Source organism: Deltaproteobacteria bacterium (assembly GCA_026129095.1).
In the GTDB taxonomy this organism is placed as follows: domain Bacteria; phylum JAGRBM01; class JAGRBM01; order JAGRBM01; family JAHCIT01; genus JAHCIT01.
On the sequence record JAHCIT010000001.1, the window covers coordinates 132,752 to 154,756 of the forward strand.

Annotated in this window: 17 protein-coding genes; 5 read left to right on the top strand and 12 right to left on the bottom strand. The window is 61.2% G+C overall.

Annotated elements, in window-relative coordinates; translation table 11 throughout:
- The first annotated feature begins 180 nt into the window (after positions 1 to 180).
- The gene (locus KIT79_00580; protein ID MCW5827786.1) at positions 181 to 993 is read left to right on the top strand and encodes a hypothetical protein; all 813 of its coding nucleotides are present in this window, start codon (positions 181 to 183) and stop codon (positions 991 to 993) included.
- A gap of 209 nt (positions 994 to 1,202) precedes the next feature.
- Positions 1,203 to 2,096 carry a hypothetical protein gene (locus KIT79_00585; protein MCW5827787.1) on the top strand — a complete coding sequence of 298 codons (894 nt, stop codon included), beginning with the start codon at positions 1,203 to 1,205 and terminating at the stop codon, positions 2,094 to 2,096.
- A gap of 70 nt (positions 2,097 to 2,166) precedes the next feature.
- Here KIT79_00585 and KIT79_00590 read toward each other — a convergent pair whose 3' ends face one another.
- The 3 genes from KIT79_00590 to KIT79_00600 all read right to left on the bottom strand — a co-directional run bounded on the left by KIT79_00590 (position 2,167) and on the right by KIT79_00600 (position 6,485).
- Entirely contained in the window at positions 2,167 to 2,934 is a 768-nt protein-coding gene (locus tag KIT79_00590; GenBank protein ID MCW5827788.1) for a glycosyltransferase family 2 protein, read from the bottom strand.
- Between the two features lie 24 nt (positions 2,935 to 2,958).
- A complete protein-coding gene (locus KIT79_00595) occupies positions 2,959 to 5,442 on the bottom strand; it encodes a phosphoenolpyruvate synthase (protein MCW5827789.1) in 2,484 nt (827 codons plus the stop codon).
- Between the two features lie 74 nt (positions 5,443 to 5,516).
- A complete protein-coding gene (locus KIT79_00600) occupies positions 5,517 to 6,485 on the bottom strand; it encodes a hypothetical protein (GenBank protein MCW5827790.1) in 969 nt (322 codons plus the stop codon).
- A gap of 190 nt (positions 6,486 to 6,675) precedes the next feature.
- On the opposite strand from KIT79_00600, the gene KIT79_00605 reads away from it, so the two are divergent.
- Positions 6,676 to 7,227 carry a NifU family protein gene (locus KIT79_00605; protein ID MCW5827791.1) on the top strand — a complete coding sequence of 184 codons (552 nt, stop codon included), beginning with the start codon at positions 6,676 to 6,678 and terminating at the stop codon, positions 7,225 to 7,227.
- Between the two features lie 11 nt (positions 7,228 to 7,238).
- Here the strand turns inward: KIT79_00605 and KIT79_00610 are convergent, their stop codons facing one another.
- From KIT79_00610 to KIT79_00645, 8 genes are all read right to left on the bottom strand, one after another.
- The gene (locus KIT79_00610) at positions 7,239 to 8,003 is read right to left on the bottom strand and encodes a glycosyltransferase family 2 protein (GenBank protein ID MCW5827792.1); all 765 of its coding nucleotides are present in this window, start codon (positions 8,001 to 8,003) and stop codon (positions 7,239 to 7,241) included.
- A complete protein-coding gene (locus KIT79_00615; protein MCW5827793.1) occupies positions 8,000 to 8,584 on the bottom strand; it encodes a hypothetical protein in 585 nt (194 codons plus the stop codon). Before KIT79_00615 ends, KIT79_00610 begins: the two co-directional genes overlap by 4 nt.
- A gap of 137 nt (positions 8,585 to 8,721) precedes the next feature.
- Entirely contained in the window at positions 8,722 to 9,903 is a 1,182-nt protein-coding gene (locus tag KIT79_00620; protein MCW5827794.1) for an acetyl-CoA C-acyltransferase, read from the bottom strand.
- 142 nt (positions 9,904 to 10,045) lie between these two features.
- Positions 10,046 to 11,893: an RNA polymerase sigma factor RpoD gene (gene rpoD / locus KIT79_00625; protein ID MCW5827795.1), complete on the bottom strand. Its 1,848-nt coding sequence runs from the start codon at positions 11,891 to 11,893 to the stop codon at positions 10,046 to 10,048.
- A gap of 233 nt (positions 11,894 to 12,126) precedes the next feature.
- Complete coding sequence (gene dnaG, locus KIT79_00630; protein ID MCW5827796.1) at positions 12,127 to 14,139, bottom strand: DNA primase; 2,013 nt, start codon at positions 14,137 to 14,139, stop codon at positions 12,127 to 12,129.
- 89 nt (positions 14,140 to 14,228) lie between these two features.
- Positions 14,229 to 15,296 carry a hypothetical protein gene (locus tag KIT79_00635; protein MCW5827797.1) on the bottom strand — a complete coding sequence of 356 codons (1,068 nt, stop codon included), beginning with the start codon at positions 15,294 to 15,296 and terminating at the stop codon, positions 14,229 to 14,231.
- 27 nt (positions 15,297 to 15,323) lie between these two features.
- On the bottom strand, positions 15,324 to 16,529 hold the full coding sequence (locus tag KIT79_00640) for a hypothetical protein (protein ID MCW5827798.1): 1,206 nt from the start codon (positions 16,527 to 16,529) through the stop codon (positions 15,324 to 15,326).
- 2 nt (positions 16,530 to 16,531) lie between these two features.
- Positions 16,532 to 17,821 (bottom strand): GGDEF domain-containing protein, encoded by a 1,290-nt coding sequence (locus KIT79_00645; protein MCW5827799.1) that lies wholly within the window; start codon positions 17,819 to 17,821, stop codon positions 16,532 to 16,534.
- Positions 17,822 to 17,943: 122 nt separating this feature from the next.
- On the opposite strand from KIT79_00645, the gene acsA reads away from it, so the two are divergent.
- Together acsA and KIT79_00655 are read left to right on the top strand one after the other, a co-directional pair.
- Positions 17,944 to 19,701: an acetate--CoA ligase gene (gene acsA / locus KIT79_00650; GenBank protein MCW5827800.1), complete on the top strand. Its 1,758-nt coding sequence runs from the start codon at positions 17,944 to 17,946 to the stop codon at positions 19,699 to 19,701.
- 94 nt (positions 19,702 to 19,795) lie between these two features.
- Complete coding sequence (locus tag KIT79_00655) at positions 19,796 to 21,373, top strand: tetratricopeptide repeat protein (protein MCW5827801.1); 1,578 nt, start codon at positions 19,796 to 19,798, stop codon at positions 21,371 to 21,373.
- Between the two features lie 5 nt (positions 21,374 to 21,378).
- On the opposite strand, the gene KIT79_00660 is transcribed toward KIT79_00655, so the two are convergent.
- Positions 21,379 to 21,966, bottom strand: a complete 588-nt coding sequence (locus KIT79_00660) for a cob(I)yrinic acid a,c-diamide adenosyltransferase (protein MCW5827802.1) — start codon at positions 21,964 to 21,966, stop codon at positions 21,379 to 21,381.
- Positions 21,967 to 22,005 lie beyond the last annotated feature (39 nt).

The window sequence follows — 22,005 nt, forward strand, 5'->3', positions numbered from 1 at the left end:
GCCGGAAGAAAACATCCGAAACAATTTTCTGTTGTGATTGCAGTCACTTCACTCTCCCCTGCCTCTAAAGTAAGTTCGCCCGGTCCAACGGGGTCTGAATTCGGCGCTACGCCGGGGGAAGGCGTCCGGGAGCAACACACACATCAAGCGGCCCGCGTGGCCACCAGGAGACAGAAACGAATGAAGACCCACAGCTTTTTCAACCAGACACTGCGCGGGCTTGCCGCGGGAATCATGATCGCGGGACTCGCCGCCTGCGGAAGCAGCGGAAGCGGCGGCTCCGGCACCGGTAACGGCTTTGCCGATTCGGTGCTCGGCAGCGCAATGGGCGCAGAGGCCGAAGGCGCACTGCTGTCGCTGGTCGATACCAGCAACTTTATAATGTCGGATCCATCCGTAGACGCCGCCGATGACTATGTCGCTACCCTGGGAGACTGTGCGAGCAGTGACGGCGCAGTTGTCACGATCGAGTTCCCCTGCGAAGACTATCTTCCGAACATCACGGGCGGCATTCTGGAAGTGACCTTTACCAACGGCTCGGTGACATTCGAAACCATCGAAACCCTGACCACCGAAGATGGCGTGGAACTGGAGATCAACAGCGCCGCCAACTACATGGGCGGAGATCTCTGGGAAGTTATCTCCGACACGGAAGTAACTTTCGGCGACGCGACCTCGACCACGGAAGGTGATTACGAGGTTGAGGTTGGAGACCCCTGCTCGACCATCAATGGCGACGTTCTGATCACGATGGACCTGCCAGAGCTGGACGACCTTCCGGTGGACCCTATATTCACCGGTGAATACACGGACTACGAGGTGTGCAACGACGGCGGCTGCCCGAACGGTACCTTCTCTATCGGTCTCGAAGGCGTTTACGAGATCGAGCTGGAGTTCGATGCCTCGGCTGGCGAAGCCACAATTACCATCAGTGCCGGTGGCACCGACACGGTAGTCGGCCCGGTCGCGCTTGAGTGCACTACCCGCGACTAAAGCGTTTCCAGGGTAAAACAGAACCCGAAGCGGGGTCCGGCCGGAAGGGCCGGGCCCCGCCTGTTTTTTGGGGTTTCAGCGCCAGAAATGCCCCGGTTCCAGCCGTCACCTTTCCGTCACTTCCCCGTCATTTGTTCCGCAACGCCGGGGCATATAGTCGGCCCGCCTACGGCACAAAGACAGAGGGCCGGGCAGGAGACCAGGAAGACATGAAAAACAGGAACGGTTTTTGGGGTAGTGCAGCGGGCGTTCTGGCGGCAGGCGCCCTGTCAACGGGAGTTGCCTTTGGCCTGGGTGCCTGTGGCGGCGCACGCAGTGCCGGCGGAGGGGCAAGCACGGGCATCATCAATGCCTCTCTCGCGGCGGCCCGTGGCGCGGAACTGGAAGGCGCCCTGATCGCCGTGATCAGCAACGCCGGGTTTGCCGATGCCACCGCAGCAGGTGCCGGATATGTATCCAGGATCGGCAGCGACTGCGCCGAGAACGATGCGGGCGTCGTGACGATCGAGCTTCCCTGCGAAGACAAGGCCGCATTCCCCGAGTTCACCGAGGGCGTCATCGAAGTCACTCTCTCCGGAACCGGGAACAGCATCGCAATTGAAACGCTGGAAACTGTCGTGTCGGAAGACGGAGTGGAAATCGATATCGTCAGTTCCGCCACGCACACCGGAACGACCGCCACGAACACATCCACCTGGAATGTGACCTCAAGTATCACTGCAGCGCTGGATGGTGCCACTGCCTCGTTCGAAACAGTGACGGACGGACATTTTACCCTCACCCGGAGCAGCAACTGCGGGACCTACGCCCTTCGCACCGATCCTGAAACCGCCAAGCCGCTGCCGCTGGATGTCAGCATGGACATTCCGGATGGCAACGATTTCGACGGACAGCTCTCTTACTCAAGCTTCAGCATGTGCTGGGCCGCGTCTACCTCGACCGGCTACTGCCCGAAAGGATCGATCACGGCCGGCATCAGCAGCACCTACCAGACCACTACCGCATTCACCTCGACAGTCCCCAACGCTGTCGTCACTCTGCTGGTGGGCGGCACCCCTTCGGGGGCTTACGGATTCCCTCTGGAATGCACCCCCCGCCCGTAATCCGGGAGCCTGAAACCCATGCAGCAATACGGGGTCCGGCCGGAAGGCCGGGCCCTTTGCTTTTTTGGGGTTATTCCGGCTTCGGAAGCCGCCGTCCGTCGCGGGAAAACCGTGGCGAATCTTTCAGCCCCCAGCGGTTCAGGCGAAACTCCATTGCCGTGCCCAGAACACCGAAGCCATACTTGACGGACCGGCGGAATGAGATCGACGACGCATCCTCGAAGTAGAGGGTCGGACAGGTGACTTCACAGATGTCGTATCCAAAGTAGATCGCCTGGGCGAGCATCTGGTTGTCGAAGACGAAATCGTCCGAGTTTTCTTCGAGAGGGAGATTTTCCAGCAGCTCGCGGCTGAAGGCCCGGTAGCCGGTGTGATATTCGGACAGCTTGTAACTGACGACAATGTTCTCGGAGAGAGTCAGCATCCGGTTGAAAACATACTTGTAGAACGGCATGCCGCCCCGGAGCGCACCAGTACCCAGAATCCGGGAGCCAAGCACGCAATGGTACAAATCGTATGCGATCGGAGCGGCCATGGCGGGAAGCAGTCTTGGCGTATACTGGTAGTCGGGGTGGACCATCACGACGATATCCGCGCCGCGCCTGAGTGCCTCGGTATAGCAGGTCTTCTGGTTGCCCCCGTATCCCCGGTTATGCGGGTGGCGGATGCAGACCAGCCCCAGTTCCCTCGCCCGCGACTCGGTCCGGTCGCTGGAATGGTCATCCACGACAATGATCTCGTCCACCACCTCGCGGGGAACCTCAGCCACTGTCCGTTCCAGTGTCTTTTCCGCATTGTAGGCGGGCATGACACAAATGACTTTCTTGCCGTTCATCATGGTGGAAGCCTGAATACCTAATGGCTATTCCTGCGGCAATCCTTCACTGGTCAGGTGACGTATGGTGCCCTGACTGCCGTCAATCTCCAGCAGGTCGCCTGTCTTGATAAAGCCAGTCGCACCCCGGACTCCGGTCACGGCGGGAATCCCGTATTCGCGGGCCAGAAGCGCACCGTGACTGAGCAGCCCGCCGGTTTCCGTGATCAGACCGGACAAAAGGGGGAAGACGCTCGTCCAGCCCGGATCGGTATTGCTGGCAACCAGTATCTCACCCGGCTCGACCTGCTCCACATGGGCCAGCTCGCGGACCACCCGCGCGCGGCCCCGGGCCACGCCGCGGGAAGCGCCTAGCCCCTGTCCGGCCCCCCGGTCCAGTGCACCAGCCGGGTCTCCCTCGGCGATTTCGCCTTCTGTTTCCACTTCGTCGAACAGGTAGGTCGCCGGGAGACGGTCCTTCCAGAGCAGGTATTCATTCACCCGCTCCTCGATACGTGCCTCCAGTTCCGGATCGGCAGCAGGATTGTCGATCAGGGCCCAGACCTCTTCCCGCTCCAGAAAGAACACCTCGAACACATCGCCCAGAATCCGCTGCTCGCGAAACCGGCGCCCCAGATCCAGCGTCAGGTTGCGGATATGGCAAAGCAGGTAATCGAGGTAGTAACGCTGGTTTTCACGGTACTGCGTATACGTCTGGGCCTGCCGGAGCAGCCAGGACAGCGCCCGGCGGCGGGCGAAACCGCCAATACCGCGATCTGCCCGGCGAAGCGCAATTTCCTCGGCCTGCTGGCGCCGCCGGATCGCCTCCTGCTCGGCACCGGCCGGGTCGCGGGCTCCGCTTCCATGAAGCTGTGCGCGCACGAAACCCAGCACCACGTCGGGCGTCTCCCGCCACCGGGGCTGCGCCACTTCCCGGGTCGCCGACCGGTGCCCGTGCAGCACCATGAACCGGTCGAACTCCTTCCAGAACGGAGCCTCCGGGAACTTCTCGCGTGCGACCTGGCAGGCAGCCCCGCCCAGCAGCGCCGACCGCAGGGCGGGATCTTCCCGGGCCACCATGCCGAGCCGCCATATATCCCGGTTGATCTCGACTGTCTTGGTTCCGGGCAGTCCGCTGATGCAGGCCCGGTACAGTTCCCCGTCGTCGTCATGGGCGAACGATTTCAGCGCAGACTGAAGCGCCGCATGCAGCGCCGGGTTGTAATAACCCATGCCCCAGCGGATCACGCGGAAGTGCTCGCGTCCCAGCTCATATGCCTCGGCAAACTGGCGGCGCCACTCCGGCATCGACAGCAGCCGGTAGTCCTGAAAAAGCTTGGGGCGAACCAGCCGCTCCACGTTCCGGCAATGCTCGGCCATGACCTGCGGATTGGCCGCAATCGGCGAACGCGGGTCTTTTGCCGGTGCCCGGAGCATTCCGGCAAGCCGCCAGGGCTCGAATGGCTCGGCCCTGGCCTGCTCCACCCAGAGCGGCGTGAACCACCCCATCGGATCGCGCGTCCTGAACCGGGGCGGAACGCCCCGGAGCATCCGGGCGATATAGGCACCGCTCATGTAGGCATAGCCGTGGTACCGGCGGATAGGGTCCAGTTCGGCCAGCTCAGTATTGCCGCTCAGCCGGGCCATGTCCTTCAGGTAATCCTCGCTGATCCACCGGGTCAGCACCGTATGGCCGAATGGCGTCATGTAATCGGCAAGGTATTCGTCGCCGAATTTCCGGCTCCAGATTTCCCGGGGCCGTTCCGGGGGTAGCCCGGTGATCGGCCGCTGCTGGAGCACATACAGCCGGCCGCCGTCATGGCCGTTTTCGATCGCCCACTCGATATCCTGCCGGGGACCTATCTTCCCGGTCACCTGCCGGGCCAGTTCCCACATCATGCGGATCTGGTCCGGCCCCAGTGAAAGCCGCTGGCGCCGGGCTGGACCCACTTCCAGCTCGGTGTGCCCGCGTCCTGCGACATAGCGGTATTCTATTTCCTTGGACCCGATGATGGTCTCCCGGATCGTGCCGGTTTCACGGTCCAGCACGATGTGGTCGGGATGGGCGATACCGGAAACCACCGCCTCTCCAAGACCCCATGAAGCATCAATCACGATCTCATGGGCGAACGGACGGCGAGGATTGGCAGTCAGCATCACCCCGGATACGTCAGAATTGACCATCCGCTGAAGCACCAGCGCAATACGCAGGTCCACCGGCTTGCCCTGTTTGGCCCGGTAATCCCGTGCACGGGCGGCATGGACAGCCTGCAGGCACTGACGAACCGATTCGATCAGCCGGCTGGCCGAATCGTTATCCAGGCGGGTCTGGTAAATGCCTGCGAAGGAGGCCTCATCCAGATCCTCGGCCACGGCCGAACTCCGGACCGCTAGCCGCGAATCCGGAAACTGCGTACGGAATGTCTCCCAGAACCCCTTCAGCTCCGCCTCGACAGCGGAAGGGAGCTCACCTTCTACGGCTGTGTCCGCCGGCAGGCACCATGCCTCCGGAACGTTCAGTCCAGCTGCCATGAGCCGCACCAGCCCGCATGCTTTTCCCCCGATCACGGACAGGCGTTGCGGGGTGCTCGCAGAAAGCTCGGTAATCACGGCAAAATCAGTTGCCCTGCCGCCTTAAGCAGTTCGCCGGAATAGCGGAGCGACTTCAACATACCGGCGTGCCAGGCGTGCTCAATGATGCCGACACCCATCCGCTCGGCACCGCCATTACGGATCAGCGTGAAGCTGGAATGCAGTTCCTCCAGCCATAGGCCGTTCTTCACCAGTGGAAACCGTGCGAGTGTCGAAACCGTCACCCGGTAGCTGGAACCGTCATGAGTTCCGAAGTCGAGCTCGGTACGGGCGGGGATATGCTCGCGTTCTCCCCAGTGAAATCGGACCGACAGCCTTTCAACGCCCGAGTTTTCACCGTCACGGAAGACAAAGCCGTTCACATATGGGCGGCCCCCGAAAAAGCCCTCCCAGACATTGAATGTAAGATCGTCACCAAACTGGGCGCTGATCCAGTTCCAGCCCTCGACCTTTGCCCAGTCACGCACACCCCATGACTTGTCGCGCTCACCGCGCCCGTTCACCTGCTTTTCCCGCCCCCGGAAGCGGGTCCAGCCAGTGACCCGGCCCGCCTGCTCGAAATGGTGCCCCGCCACGTTGGGTGGAAGTTCCGCTCCGCCACTGTGATAGTCGTAGGCAGGCGTAAAGGCCTCCCAGGTCAGCTCCATCGGGTTGCGACCGGCAAGTTCCAGCTTCCACTTCCGGAAAGGCTCCACCATGCGGTATGTGAGTCCACCGGTTTTCAGCCCGCTGGAAGCACGAATGTTACTCATGTTACTCACATCACCCCGAAGCGGGAGATTCACGGCCGGATAAATGAACTCCGGTTTCCCATCCCGGAGCGTCAGCACAAGACCATCCATCTGCCGTTGATTAAAGCGATAACCGATCCTGGAAAGCCCGAACGAACGCCCGTCAGACGCCGCCCAGTTGAAATACCAGCTCTCCTGCCAGTGGGTATCTGAGCCGACTGGATGAATTTCCTCGTCCTGTGGAGTGAACATGGGGTTTCACTCTAGTGGCCCGGCGGGCCGACGGCCACTGCCGGAAAACCCTCTGTTTCATACAGGTTAGCCCCATTCCCGGATACCGTAGGGGCACGAAAAGAGCCCCTTGAACGCGGACCCTGTTATGCTTATTTACAGGCTGGCCGGTACGGCAGTCCCGGCACATTCGCCTTCAGGAGACAGGTCCATGCCAGTAAACGTGAACCTCGAATTTACGCCCAATCCCGATACGCTCAAATATACAGTGAACCAGCAGTTGCTGGACCGCGGGGCGGAGAACTTCACCGAATCGGTCCAGGCCGAACGCTCGCCCCTGGCCAAGCGGCTTTTCAGCGTGGATGGGGTGAAGGCGGTCATGATTGGGCCGACTTTCGTCACGGTCACCGTCACCGGACAGGACAAGCTGATGCAGGTGAATACCTCCATGCTCCGCGAGATCAAGACACATCTGGAGGCAGGTGAGCCCGTCATCACCGGGCCGCGTATCCAGTCCGAGCACGGCGCCAGCAACTCGGAAGCAGCTCAGAAGATTATCGAGATTCTCGACCAGCAGATCCGTCCGGCCGTCGCGCAGGATGGTGGCGACATCGTGTTTCACAAGTTTGAAAACGGGACCGTCTACCTCCAGATGCGGGGATCGTGCTCAAGTTGTCCATCCTCGATCGCCACGCTCAAGCAGGGAATCGAAACCCGGCTCCGCGAACTGGTGCCTGAAGTGGTCGAAGTCGTTCAGATCTGAGCAGACGCCGGTCAGATCGACTCGGCGACGGGATCAGGCGGCAGTATTTCCGCAATCTCATAACTGACACCCTGAAGATTCCTGCAGGCTTCTGGCGTCAACCGGGTAACTCTCGCCGCATCACGGGCGACGACCGGTATCCGCATGAAATCATAGTGGGACTCCCCATGCAGCCGGGGCCGGTGATTGATCACCCGCTCGCGAACGACCATGCCGCGCCGGCAGGCAATCACCCCCAGAAAGCGGTGCCAGCCGGGCGGAATCCGCTGCCCGTGCCATGGTTCCCGGCGAATTACCTTCAGGTTGCAGCCGTGGTCGTGAAGTGGGACACCCGTCACCTCTGAAATAATCCTGCTCGCCGTGGCCGATATGGCCGAGCGAAGTTTCCCGTCCTTGCGATCCTTGCGCCAGCCGACAATCATGTCGGCCTCTTCGGCTTCCAGTTGCCGGAGCATCGGAAAGAAATCGCGCGGATCGTGCTGCAGGTCGGCATCCATGGGGAGGAGAAACCGCCCCCGGGCAGCCAGAAAACCAGCCTCCAGCGCCGCCGACTGCCCGAATCTGCGTTTGAAGATAATCACCCGGACGACTCCACCTGTCGAAGCCAACGCCCGGAGCAGATCCGCCGTTCCATCCTGGGAGCCATCGTCAACAAAAATGACCTCCCATGACTTGCCCGTTTCGCCCATCACCTGAGAAAGTTCACTGACAAGCTGCGGGATGCTTTCCGCCTCATTCAGGGCGGGAATGACGACTGAAAACTCCAGCGGATTCATGGAACGGCTCCAGATGCCGAATCAGCCGGCTGCATGTGGGCGCGCTGCCGGTTCCGCTCACGGCAGGCATCCTGGGCCCGAACAAGGCGCAAGTTCAGTTCCTTCACCTCTGCCTGACGGGTTTCCCACGGCGGACGGCCGAGATCTATCCCCTGAAGACCGGCCACGCGCCGGATCTCGGTCATGTCGATCTCATGGACATGGGCCGCCTCGAAAAATCTGGCCATCGATTTCGCACGCTGCATGCCTTCTTCCGGGTTCACCGGCTCTCCGCCGCAGAAACGCTCCAGAAAAGCGATGTCATCATCCGCGCGGACGAGAAATGCGCTGTAACTGGTAAGCGCAGACTGGTACTCGGTGCGAATATCCTCAACACTGGAAAACTCCCGCGGGCCGGATGAAAGACGGGCCACCGGATCCTGCGGGCTTCCAGCGCCGGAAGCCTGATCCCGCGTCCGAAGCGTCCGGACAAGCGGAAACAGGACCAGTCCGGCGGCAAGCAGGGCGACAACTCCTGCCGCCAGGATACGCTGCCACGGCAGGCGTCGCGGACCGGCAGTATCGGGATTCTCGACCGGCACTCGGTGTTCCTCTTGATCGACCGGCCCTCGGGTCACGTGCCCTATGGTGTCACGAGCAAGTGGTCCCCGCAAATGAAAAGGAAAACGGGCGGAGATCGCCCGGATCCCCACCCGCTTCTTTTCGGCCTTTTGTCAGTTCAGAAAGCCTCAAACAGGCCGGCCGCCCCCATGCCACCACCGATGCACATGGTAACGATGCCCCATTTTTTCTTGCGGCGGCGGAGTTCCATCAGAATCGAACCGGTCTGACGGGCACCGGTCATCCCGTACGGGTGGCCGATGGAAATCGCCCCGCCATTCACATTGAGCCGGGCGGGATCGATACCCAGCTTGTCACGGCAATAAACCACCTGAACGGCAAACGCCTCATTCAGCTCGATCAGATCGATGTCATCCAGCCTGAGGCCAAAGCGCTTGAGTAGGAGTGGCACGGCGAATACCGGGCCGATGCCCATTTCATCCGGCTCGCAACCGGCTACAGCAAGCCCGCGAAATGCGCCAAGTGGATTCAGATTTCGGCGTCTGGCTTCCTCATCGCTCATGACAACAACGGCGGCGGCACCGTCGGAAAGCTGCGACGAATTGCCCGCCGTCACGCTGCCCTGGGGATTGAATGCCGGCTTGAGTGAGCGGAGCCCCTCGATGGTCGTATCGGGACGGTTCCCTTCATCCTGCGCGAACAGGAACTCCTTTTTGGTAACTTCTCCCGTTTCCTTGTTCTTTTCGGTCATCGTTACCTGCATGGGAACGATCTCTTCGGCCAGCTTCCCCGTCTTCTGCGCTTCGGCCGTGCGCTGCTGGGAAAGCAGCGAGTAGTCGTCCTGGGATTCCCGGGACACCTTGTAACGGCTGGCTACGATTTCCGCCGTCTGCCCCATCGGGAAGTAGATACCGGGCTTTAGCTTCATGACTCCCGGATTGGCGGCGTCATTCATGTTGATGTTCTTCTGGACACGGGAGATGGACTCGACTCCCGCGCCGATCATCACTGGTACGCCGTCGACAATCACCCGCTGGGCAGCGATCGCCACCGCCTGCAACCCTGACGAGCAGAACCGGTTAACGGTCATGCCGCTCACAGTTACCGGACAGCCCGCCCGGATCGCGGCAATGCGTCCCACGTTGTTTCCGGTCGAACCTTCAGGAAGTCCGCACCCCATCACCACGTCTTCGATCTCCCCCGGATCGACCTTTGCCCGCTCCAGGGCTGACTTGATGGCATGGGCCGCCATATCCGCGCCGTGTGTGGAATTAAATGCTCCCTTGAATGCCTTGCCGATGGGGGTGCGTGCGCTGGCAACGATTACTGCCTGTTTCATGTGCGGGTTCCTCCTTACTCAAGGACCGTTGATGCCGGGCTGGGTCCGGCTGCCTGCGGGGATTGTGGACGGCTGTCGTCCTGGAAAGAAAACGCTGCGTTCTGAAGGAGCGGGTGGCTGCCTTGACGCCCGGCTCCAGCTATCAGCCATCGACAAACGTCTTGAGCCGCTTGGAGCGGCTCGGGTGACGGAGCTTGCGGAGCGCCTTGGCCTCGATCTGCCGGATACGCTCGCGGGTAACAGAGAAATCCTCTCCCACTTCCTCAAGCGTGTGATCGGTCTTCGCGCCGATGCCGAACCGCATGCGAAGAACCTTTTCCTCCCGGGGCGTCAGTGTCGCCAGCACCCGGCGGGTTTGCTCGCTCAGACTGACGTTGATGACCGTATCGGTAGGCGAAACAGTCGACGTGTCTTCAAGCATGTCCCCAAGATGCGAATCGTCATCTTCACCCACCGGGGTTTCAAGACTGACCGGTTCGCGGGCGATCTTCAGCACCTTTGATACCCGGTCGAGCGGCATGTCGAGCCGCTGCGCGATCTCCTCCGGCCCCGGTTCGCGGCCAAGTTCCTGAAGCATCTGCCGCTGGACGCGGGTGATCTTGTGGATGGTCTCGATCATGTGGACGGGTATCCGGATCGTTCGGGCCTGGTCGGCGATGGCACGGGTGATGGCCTGACGAATCCACCACGTCGCATAGGTGGAGAACTTGAATCCCCGCTGGTAGTCGAACTTGTCCACCGCCTTCATCAGGCCAATATTGCCTTCCTGAATGAGATCCAGGAACTGGAGCCCCTTGTTCGTGTACCGCTTCGCGATCGAAACCACCAGCCGGAGATTGGCCTCTACCAGTTCGGCCTTGGCCTGTGCGGCCTCCTGCTCGCCGCTGTCGATTGCTTTCACCAGCCGGCGGATTTCACGGGCCGGAAGCCGGGTCGTCGCCTCCAGGGTGGCGTGCAGCTTCTGCCGTTCTGTCTCTCCCTGTTCCAGGTGCATGATCTCATGAATGGACAAGCCTGTCTGCTTCGAGAGGGTTTCGGCATATTTCTTTGACCGGCGGACCTTGTGCAGTGCTTCCCGGAGGGCATCCGGACCGGCGCCGATCCGGCGGGCAGCCTCGACCAGTTCCCGGTCGATCATATCGACCTCGCGTACGAATTCCCGGACCCGGTCTACCAGCCGCTGAAGGTGGGTCTTGTGAAGCCGGATCTGGCGGATCAGCACCGTAATCTTGCGGGTATTGTCGGCGAGCGACTTCTCGGCAGACTTGACCGCGCGCGGGGAAGCATTTTTCGATGACCTGGTCTTGCGGAGTATCTTTTCACGGTCCCGCACCAGCGCCTTGATCTTGCGGAACGACTGAATCGTGAAATCGAGCGTCTGGCTCTCGGCGTCCGGGACAATCTCCTCGTCTTCGGGCAGCACTTCCGGTTCTTCCAGGAGGTCACGGAGCCGCATTTCGCCCCGCTCCAGCCGGTCGCCCAGAATCACCATGTCTTCCAAGACGGTTGGGCAGCAGTACGCCGCATGAAACATGGTAAAAAGGCCGCTTTCGATCCGCTTGGCCAGTATCACCTCGCCTTCCCGGTTCAGAAGGCTGACTGCCCCCATTTCCCGCAGATACATCCGTACCGGATCGACGCTCGGTGTTTCAGCCGGTTTTGTCTCCTCGGCATCCATCGCCGGCTCCGGTTCCTCGGCGATTTCCGGTTCGGAATCTTCTTCCTCATCGGTTTCCTCGTCGGGAACTTCGGCCGTATCTACTTCGTCTTCGGGCTCGGCCGCTTCCGCACTATCCACGACGGCAATCCCTGCCTGCGCGATCCGCTGGTAGATGTCGTCAAAGATATTCGCTTCCTTGGCCTCGTCCGGGAGCTGGTTATTGAGATCGTCCCACGTGAGAAAACCCTGCGCCCGTCCCTTCTGGACCAGTACATGAATCGGCTGATGGGCTGCTTCAGGTATGGATGCGGAGAGCCGTATGGCTGGCATTTCCGCTGCGGACAGAGTTCCAGATTTTGCGGGCGATTTGACAGGCGGTTTGCTGGCCTGACGGGTACCGGGACGACCGGCGCCTCTCCGGACGGCCCTGGGAACAGGGCGGGAAACCGGAACTGGAGTCTTTTTTGACCGGGCCGGGGATCCCGTCACGGCCTTGCGTGCGGCGGAAGTTTTCTTCCCCTTCTTGCTGGAACCGGCCATCCCGTTAATCCTCACCCGGAACCCTAGAACGGCTGCCCGCCGGACTCACCGGCATCCGGCACGTCTTCATCGCCGTAATAATCGTCGGCCGGATCATCTTCTGGTGCCGGCGTGGCGGTAGCCGGCGGCGCAAATCCGGTCTGGCTCTCCGTTACCGCGGATACCGCAAACGAACTGACGGCGACAGCAATAGTCTGTTTGATCCGGTGATCGAGGGCAATAAGTTCAAGGCTGATCCGGTCAATCTCGGCCGACGCCCCGCTTGATTTTTCCAGCTCCGCCAGTTTCGTCCGCAAAGCTGCACGTTCGGACTTCAGCCGCTCACGCTCAAACGCGGCGCCAATATCACGGAGCAACCGCTGGCAATCCTCCGCCTTCAGCTCCCTCAGTCTCGGCTCCTCGGATGCGATGCTCTGGACGGCTGCTCCCACGAGGCCGCTCTCGTCCAGCCGCCCGAACCACGCCTTCGGTTCGCAACCACCGGTTTCCTCCCAGAGTTTCACCAGGCTGTCGAACAGTTCCCGGTCCCTGCCTTTCAGATAACCTGCCATGCTGCTCTCGAGTATTGGCCGGCGGAGATCGGCATGATTCATGAATATCCACAGAATTGCCCGGACGGCTGATGGAACGGCGAGCTTCTTTTCCTCCGAAGCTGGCAGTTCCGGCGGCGGAACCGGCTGCCGGTAAATCCGGTGCCGGGCTGAAGCGCGGTTAACGGTCTCCTCAATCGCCTTTTCCGGGAAACCGAAGGCCAAAGCCGCATGACGGAGCATCTCCGAACGCAGGGTCGGATCCCTGACCAGGGTGAATACCGGCAGCAGTTGCCCAATCGCAGACTGGCGCTCGGCCAGATTGCTTCCGGCCCGTGCGGCGACACTGGAGATGAGCCGCTCCAGCATGGGCTCTGCCGTATCCAGAAGTCTCCGGAGCGCTTCAGGCCCCTCGGAGGCCAGAAGGTCATCCGGATCCTTCCCAGACGGGACTACAATCCGGAGCGGCGAAACGCCCAGCGGCAGCAGCACGTCCAAGGCACGCGCCGCGGCGCGTTCGCCCGCTTCGTCGGCGTCAAAGCACAGGTATATTTTCTGGGTCAGGCGGACCAGCTTCTGCGCCTGCTCGGCCGTGAGCGCCGTCCCGAGCGGCGCCACGACGTTTTTTATGCCTGCCCGCCAGAACGCGATGGCATCCATGTAGCCTTCAACAACCACTGCCCCGGCCGAAGCGTCAATGAACTCCTTCGCCCGGTGAAAATTGTAGAGGATAAGACTCTTCTGAAAGAGGTCGGTAGCAGGCGAATTCAGATACTTCGCCTGCGCGTCCCCGAGCGCCCGGCCGCCGAATCCCACCACCTTGCCACGGTCATCTTCGATAGTGAACATGAGCCGGTCGATAAAGCGGTCCCTGAGATGGTCCCACGACCAGTTTCCGTCGGCCGGTTCTTCGTCATCAACGGGAACAACGAGCCCCGCCCCCAGTGCGATTTTTGGATCGATCTTGAGGGACCGTAGCTGCGTAACAAGCGTCTGCCGGTTGCGCGGCGCAAAACCGACACGGAAGGTCTCGGCGATCTCGCCCGTGAGTCCACGCCGTTCCGCATAGGCGCGGGCGGCATCAGCGCGGGTATCCTTTAGCAGGAGATTCCGGTAGTAAACCGCCGTGCGTTCCAGGAGATTGCCCTGCTCCTGCCGCTCACTCGACCTCGCCTTCGAGGCGCCGGCGTCACCAGAATACTGCGGCAGCTCCACCCCGGCACGCTCGGCCAGCATTCGCATGGCCTCGGGGAAGGTCATCTTTTCCTTCTGCTGGACGAACGTGAAGACGTCGCCCGACGCCTTGCACCCGAAACAGTGGTAATAACCGCGTACCGGATCGACAGAAAAGCTGGGCGTCTTCTCGCCGTGAAACGGGCACAGGCCCTTCCACCGGTCGCGTCCAGCCTTCTTGAGCTGGGTATGCCGGGAGATGATCTCGACAAGGTCAACCCGGCCCCGGATCTCCTCCTTGGCGCGTTCCCAGTCCCGGTTCCGGTCGGCCATTTGTAAAAGTCCTCGGGCAGTCTGACGGGGCTGCACCAACGCGCAGCCTTCTATTAGTAGTTAAGCGCTAGCGAGCCGGGCTCAAGCGATCATTCCACCGGTGGCGGAGGATTCTGCCTGAGTGCCTCCATCCACTGGATGACCTGCTCGCTTGTTGCTGCTCCCAGCGTCTCCCGAACGGCCATTTCTTCTGCCTCCAGAGGATTGAGATTCTGCTGCCGGAGTTGCTGCAGACGGGCGTCCTTCTCCTCGCGGGAAAGGCTGGCCGTGGCAGGATCGGCCAGAAACGCATTGCGGGCGGCGTCATAACCGGCGTATCGCCCGGAGCGGGCCACAATTTCCTGATCGAGCCGTTCGAGCCGCTCCGTGGCCTCCGGACCGAAATGTTTCAGCCGCAGGTCACGTATCTTCTCGTTTTTCTCCTGCTCAGAAAGGCCTTCGAGATCCACCGCGATCTGCTGCTGTTCTTCAAGAAACTTCTGCCGCGGGTCCCTGTACAGGATGACCTCCCGGAGATGAGGCGGCAGGTCGCGGGCCAGCTCGTCCATCCGTTCTTTCCGGGTCTGGAAATCCAGCGTCCTGTCCTGCTGGAGTTCCCGAACACTCAGGGCGTAGTCCACACTCTTCTCTTCATCACGGAACAGGATATCCGCCAGTTCCTGGCCGAAGATCTCACGCCGCAGCCGCCGCATCTTTTCAGACTGGTCGCGCAGGCTGGCCGCGCCAGAAAAAAATCCCGGCGACTGCATCCGGTCAACGTAGTCCAGGTATTTCAGGAATATCTCGCGGATCCGCCTGGCTTCCGCTTCCGAATAGTTTCGCGCCAGCCATCGGTCGAAGTTACGGAGTAGCTCGGAACGCGGCTGCTGGTGATATTCAAAAAGGAACCGGTTAAACACGTCCAGGAACTCAGGGGAAAGCAGCTCCCGGTCATTTACGGTTTCAAACCGCGCCTTACCGATATCAACAGCCGGATCAATGCCCGACGTTATGGTGCTCGCCGGCGATTCGCCCCGGTTGGCAGCCGGGAGCAATTCCCCCGAAGTACCCGCCATGTGACCTGTGGCCGAGGGGTCATCCCGGAGCAGATGAAACAGCCCAACGCCAATCACCAGCAGGGCCACAACAGCCAGCGTAACAAGCAGATTCCGGTGCATGATCAGCCCCTCTTTCACACAGGAACGTCAGGGCGCAAGCGGCTGCGGAATATCAGCAGCCAACCGGGCCCCCGATACTGAAAACCCGGTGCGAACGGCATTCCCTCCCGTGCCGTCCGGCGCATGTCCCAGAAGTTCTGCCACGAACTCTCCGCCATACAGTGAGTCATCGTCAAGCCCGGTAACGAAACGTCCATCGGCATAGATGTCCGTGCGCCTTCCTTCATGCACGAACTCCATCTCCGGCATTCCGCCTCCTTCGGGTATCCGGGGGCGTTCACCCTGCGCGAGTTCCTGCGTCCGGCCCCTGGCATTACGCATGTCCAGGCTCCAGCCACGGCCGTCAATCGCAAACCGGTAACCCGTCTTCGGCTGACCGGCATTCCTGCCCGATCTCAGCCTTTCCGCGTTCCACCAGAACACTGCCTGCCGGACGCTGGCAGCCGTTCCGGTCCGTGCGATCCATGCGCTTTCCAGCGCCGGAATCTCCGCGACGCAGACAGTGCCGGACATGCAGGAACCGGCCGTGGACCCCTCCGCCACGCGAATCACGTGGCCCAGACCCGGCGTACTGTACACCGTCGCCGGGCGCTGCGCCGGCGGCCGGTCCATCACCATCTGGCCCCGTGCCAGTTCGATCCCCATGGCAACACGGTAGTCCACGGAGACGGCTGCACAGCCATCATCCAGCGCCTGTTCACGAACGATGAGACGGCCCATAAACCCTCCCCCGCCATACCACCAGAGCCGTTCACCGGCACGGGAAGCGGCTGCCTGGCTTCCCGGCAGACAAACTGTGCTGCCAGCAGCATCCAGAATGTTGCGGTACGGCAGCCGCAAGACGGCGTGATCTTTCAGATTCGACGCGACATTTGGAAGCTGCTGGGAACGGCTTTCGAACTCTCCCAGCCAGCGGTTGATCCGGCAATCCCACATCCTGAACGTGCCTTTGTACCTCCCATCCGTCCCCGGATCCGAGGCCGACACCAGAAGCAGGAGTTCCGTACGCGGCAGATCGGGACAGGCCGGATTTTCCGGGTTAAACACAAACTTTTCGGGGGCCGGGAGCAGAAGATACCGGTGGGTACGCCCGATCCGGTCGGCAAAAAGACCGGCCAGTTCGACAGAACGGGATCCATTTCCTGACACCACCATAACAGCCATCCGGGCAAGTAATGGAGACGGAGCCGTCAGCATCGCCGCCCATACGAGGGCCCAGGTGATGCTTTTCATTATCACCCACCCCTGCCCGGCCGCCCGGTTTCCTTCGGCTGGGCACCCATGCCGAGCCCGCCCAGGTACTGGGAGCCGCTTCCGGCCACCAGGGCCGGACTCCAGACTGTTACGCGATTCCGCCCCAGTCGCTTGGATTCATATAGCGCCGCATCGGCCTGTCGTATTGTCTCCCCCAGTTCCCGCCCGTGTTCCGGGCAACTGGCAATACCAGCCGACAGCATCACCGGAAACTGGCCCCCGCCGGGAAGCTCAACCGGCAACCGGCTGCACAGATCCCGAACCCGGCTGGCATACTTCGCCGCGCCTTCGGCGCCTGTTCCCCGCAGCCGGACGATGAACTCATCGCCGCCCAACCGGGCGCAGACATCACCCTCGCGGGCCGCAGCCCTGATCGCTTCGGCAGCATACCGTATCAGTTCGGTCCCCCGGTCATGGCCCCATGTATCGTTAACCTCTTTCAGGTGATCGGCATCGAAGACCACGATGGAGTAGGGCCGGTCGGCAGACCGGTCCGGCAGGGAGATGAAAAACCGGAACGTATAGAGCCCTGTCAGGTCATCACGGACAGTCTCGCGCAGCAGCCGGTCGCTCAACGAACGGGCAATATCCTCGAATGCACCGGACAGGTAGCTCGCAATCCAGAGAAACGAGACCGGCCAGATCAGCGCCGACCACGGGTGCTCGTCGGTCCTGTCTGAAATGATGAATGCTGCTGCGAGCAGCACTGTCGAGGCCGCCACCTTGGCAATAGCGACAATCCGGGACTGGGAGGGGGCCGCATTCAGGATCACAACGAGGTACAGGAACACAAAAGGGCTTGTCACTCCGCCTGTCAGCGAGACGGCGACCGTTATCCAGAGCAGGTCGATCCAGCCCTCGACCATGAGCTTTGTCCGGGATGACAGCACCCGCTCCGGCAGCAGGTAGTGAAACAGGACAGTCTGCAGGACGACGTAAAGCGGGAGAAGACGCTCGGTGGTAAACCACTTGGCCATGCCACCTGACGGCCGGACCAGATCAACCTGAATCTCGCCCGTAACTTCATAAAACCATACACTGGCAGGTTCGAGAAGATCATGCAGCATCAGCAGCACGGCCAGTAGGAAGTGAACTGCCCGGGATATCCGTGAATAGGCGCGAAACCGTTCGGTATCGATGGTTTGCTGTATGCCGGAAGCGTGAATGATCTGTTCACGTTCGGCATCGTCCAGCGGTGCGTCCACCGGCACAGGTGGCGGCCCCCCCGCATGTGCCGGATGTTCTGGAATCAGGGGGTCATCGTCCTTCATATGGCTCCGCAGATGAACCGGGCTCACGTGACCGCGAATCCGGTCTTGCCCATGCCAAACCAGCCGAACTAGCGTTGCCCCTGACCATTAATCCCAAGCGACCGAGGGGGCAAACTGACGCCATGGCCGACGCCACAAACACCGAACAGGAACTGATCAAGAAGATGCCGGTACGGTGCAACCTGACCGATTACGAACGGATGCGCCGGGAGTTCAACTGGGAAAACCTGCGGAGCGAGTTCAACGGATTTGCCGGCGATCGCGTTAACATGGCCTACGAGTGTATTGACCGGCACTGCGACACCGGGCGACGCAACAAGGTGGCGATGTACTGGGTGGGTGGTGATGCTCCCCACTTTGACATCAAGCTGTTCACCTTTAACGACATGCGAAAGCTGTCCAACCGTTTCGCCAATCTCCTGCACAACCTCGGAGTGAAACAGGGCGACCGGGTATTCTTCTTTCTTCCCCGGATTCCCACGCTGTATTACGGCATCCTCGGATCCTTCAAGGTGGGTGCCATCGCGGGCCCCCTGTTTGCGGCCTTCGGTCCGGAGGCGGTCCGCGACCGCCTGCAGGATTCGGGCGCGGTCATGCTCGTAACCACGCCAGAACTCTACAAGAAGGTGGAGTCCGTACGAAACGAGCTGAAAGACCTCAGGCATGTGGTGTTCGTTGGCGACAACGCCCCGTCAGGCGCGGGGAATCTCAAGCTCAACGATGAGCTGGACAAGTGTTCCGACGAGTTCCGGGTCCGTGAACTGGACTGGGAAGCCCCGATGCTGATGCACTATACGTCCGGAACCACAGGCAAGCCCAAGGGGATCGTCCATGTCCACAAGGCAATGTATGGGCATCTTGCAACCGGCCGCTGGGTGCTCGACCTGCGGGAGGAGGATGTTTACTGGTGCACCGCCGATCCAGGCTGGGTGACGGGCACCAGCTACGGTATTTTCGCGCCGTGGCTCAACGGCGCCTCGCAAGTGGTCTACGAGGGCCGGTTTGCGGCCGAGAACTGGTATTCGGTGATCGACCAGCTTGGCGTCACCATCTGGTACACGGCGCCGACGGCGCTCCGGATGCTAATGAAAGCGGGCGATGCGCTCGTGAAGCAGCACAAGTTCCGCGAGCTCCGGCACATACTGTCGGTCGGCGAACCGCTGAATGCCGAAGTGGTCCGCTGGGGCATGAAGGTGTATGGCCTGCCAATCCATGACACCTGGTGGATGACCGAGACGGGCGCGATGATGATCGTGAACTTCCCCTGCACTGCGGTGAAACCAGGATCGATGGGAAAGCCCATGCCGGGAGTCCATGCGGCGATTATCGACGGCGATGGCAACGAACTGCCGCCCGGCAAGGAGGGATTTCTCGCCCTGCGGCCACCGTGGCCGTCGATGATGCGGGAAATCTGGAAGAACAAGCCCAAGTTTGACGAATATTTCCGCATCAAGGGCTGGTACTTCTCCGGTGATACGGCGATGATGGACCAGGACGGATATTTCTGGTTTGTCGGCCGTGCCGACGACGTTATCAAGACGAGCGGCCACCGCGTGGGGCCGTTCGAGGTGGAATCCGCGCTCGTGGAGCACCCGGCTGTAGCCGAGGCAGGCGTCATCGGCCGGCCGGACCCCGAAGGCATCCGGGGAGACATCATCAAGGCGTTCGTGGCGCTTCGGGCCGGATTCCAGCCGAGCGACCAGCTGAAGAAGGATATCGCCGAGTTCGTCCGGAAAACGCTCGCCTCCCATGCGGTTCCGCGGGATATCGAGATCGTAACGTCGCTTCCCAAGACCCGGTCCGGCAAGATCATGCGCCGTGTGCTGAAAGCCCGGGAGCTTGGCCAGGATCCTGGTGACGTCAGCAGTCTGGAAGACTGAAAGCCTGCTGACCTGACCGCCCGGAACCGGTATACTTGCGAGTTCACGGTGAGGGGTTTGAATCCGGACAGAGACGTCCGGCGGGCGGCACTGCATGGTATCCTTTTTTGGCCGTTCAGGCGCCTGGCGGATATTTCCCCTGGCTGGCCTCTGCCTGCTGCTCGCGGCAGCTACTGTCTCTGGGCAAACGACAGCAAGCGCCGGCGGCAGCGGCATTGACCCTGATCAGGTGGCTGCACAGGCATTCCAGCACCTCAAGGCCCGCGACTACGCCCGCGCCGAACGGCTTTTCCTGTGGATCCGTGACAGCTTCCCGGAAAGTCCCCGTGTCGTCGAGGCACTTCTCGGACTGGCCGAGGTCGAGGCAGCGAAGGGACGCACCGAGCCGGCACGCGATCTCTTTTCGGCATTTCTCCTGAACTTTCCCGATCATCCACTGGCCCCCCGTGCGCGGTTCAAGCTCGGAAATATCGAGCGCGCCATGGAAGCAGCCACGGCTGAAAAAGCCCATTCCTCAAGACAGATTGAGCCGCTGATAGGTGCGCAGGTTCTCGTCGTTGGCGCCAGCCACCCGGACGAGGTGGACCGGATGTTCTCCGGACTGGCCGCGGCAGGCCTGAACACGATTCTGGTGCGCGTGTTTCACAACGCGGGTGACCGCTACCACGGCCTGGTTCCGGAGAAATGGCGCGACGGCCGGACCGGTGTCTATTTCCAGACCCGCCATGCTCCGGTAGTCACCGACCTGCTCCCTCTCTACTGCAAGCTGGCACACCGGAACGGTCTCAAGATTTATGCGTGGATGACAACACGCTATGCCGATTACGGGTTCAGCCCGGACGACTCCCGGTACGACCGGATATTTGATCTTGCCAGCCGCGAGTATGTTCGCGACAAGGGGCTCGATATCTGGAATCCGGCATCCGAACGTTATCTCGTAGCCCTTTTCCGTGACCTTGCGAAAAATCCCATTGACGGCATCCTGTTCCAGGATGACCTTGTCTCCCGGCACACCACCGGATTTGGTGCGTCGTCCCGCGAGCGGTACGAAACCGATTTCGGTGCGAAACTCGCTCCCGACCAGCTTTATCGCGGAATCTACGGGGCAGGTAATGGCCGACACTACGTGCGCGAGTACACGCCCGGGTTCTGGCAATGGGTGGACTGGAAAAACCGGCGCATCCTGGCGATTGCGTCCATGCTTTCGGCAACGGTCCGTCGTGAGCGGCCAGATGCACGAATCGCGCTTAATTTCTTTTACGAGGCCGCAACCTCTCCCCGGAATGCACTTGCCTGGGTTTCCCAGTCGATCGAGCGGGCCGAAGAAGGCCCCTTCGACTACTATGCCATCATGGCCTACCACCGGCAGATGGCCAGTGAGCTCTCCCTGGATGGGCCTAAAACGGCCGACCTGCTGGGCCGCATGACGGCGGGCCTCTACCGGCGCGTTGGTGACCAGTCACGGATCATGCTGAAACTCCAGGTGCGGGACTGGAACACACGTGAACGGATCCCGCCGGAGGAGTTCCGCCCCGTCCTTGATGCGGTCCTGAAAAATGCCGCTCCCGGCGCGGGGCCTCCGTCAATAGTCTTCGTTCCGGTAGACGGGGCCGAGGATCTCTCCGCCGCCGGCGGCATGCTCAAGAGTATCGTTTACAACTCGGGACAGTGACCGCCTCATACCGACTCGTCCCAAAGAACATCTCCCGTTCCCTTCCTGGAATTTTCATAGCGGGCCAGAACAAACAGCGCGTCTGACAGCCGGTTCAGGTATTTCACCACAAACGGCCCGATACGTTCCACACGCGAGAGTGAAATAGCCTCACGCTCCGCACGACGGCAGACACATCGGGCCACATGAAGCTGGCTTGCGGCAGCCGTTCCACCGGGGAGGATGAAGTTTTCGAGTGGCTTAAGCCCTTCACTCAGCCGGTCCATGAGTTCTTCCAGTGCATCCACGTGACGGGATTCGATACGTGGGATTTTCCAGTCCTTTTTGGCCGGATCGGCGGCCCAGGCGGCCTTGTCCTCTTCAGGGATACAGAGGTCCGAGCCCAGGTTGAACAGTTCGTGCTGGATGCGGGCAAGCGGCTTTTTCAGATCCCCGGCCACATCAAGCGCAATAGCCAGCCCGATCACCGAATTAAGCTCATCCACTGTCCCGTAGGCGGCGATACGGAGCGAATCCTTCGGAACCCGCCTGCCGGTTCCGAGCCCCGTGTCCCCGCCATCGCCTGTCCGCGTATAGACTTTCGTGATCCGCATGCGTCTGCGACTCCTTGTCCTGGCAAGGGTGACCGGACC